Consider the following 578-nt stretch of genomic DNA (forward strand, 5'->3'; position numbering starts at 1 on the left):
GTATCGATGGTGTCGGTGACTTCGGTCACGGCCGGCACGGTGCTCGGCACCAGGTTTTCGAAGTTGCCACCGGTAGCGGTGGAAATGGTCGCTTCGACTTTACCCGCGTCTTTGTACACGTCATCGGCTGGTGCCGGAACGGTCACGGTGCCGGTGGTTTTTCCGGCGTCGATGGTGATCACGGCGCCGTTGCTCAACGTCACGGTGACTGGCGAGCCAGCGGCGTTGGTCAGCGTTGCGGTGTAAACAATCGAGCCACCTTCGGCCACGGTACCGGTCGCGGACAGCGACAGGTTAGTGGTGTCGACGGTGTCGGTGACATTGGTCGAAACCGGAGTTTTGTCCGCCACGAGGTTTTCGTAGTTGCCGCCGCTGACTTCGGTGATGGCGTTGGTCAACGGCGCGTGACCGGTCAACGCATCGTTCGGCGCAGTGGTGGTGACGGTACCGGTGGTTTTGCCCACTTCGATGGTGATGTTCTGACCATTAGCCAGCGTCACGACTACAGGCGAGCCGGTCACTGGTGCGCCAACGGTTGCGGTGTAGGTGACGGTGCCACCTTCAGCAGCAGACTCGGT

Annotated in this window: 1 protein-coding gene; it reads right to left on the minus strand. The window is 61.2% G+C overall.

The window, feature by feature from the left end; translation table 11 throughout:
- On the minus strand, positions 1 to 578 hold a 578-nt coding region (locus NTD85_RS15240; RefSeq protein ID WP_262142572.1), incomplete at both ends, for an immunoglobulin-like domain-containing protein.

The organism is Pseudomonas sp. 13B_3.2_Bac1 (genome assembly GCF_025466205.1).
GTDB classification, from domain to species: domain Bacteria; phylum Pseudomonadota; class Gammaproteobacteria; order Pseudomonadales; family Pseudomonadaceae; genus Aquipseudomonas; species Aquipseudomonas fluorescens_H.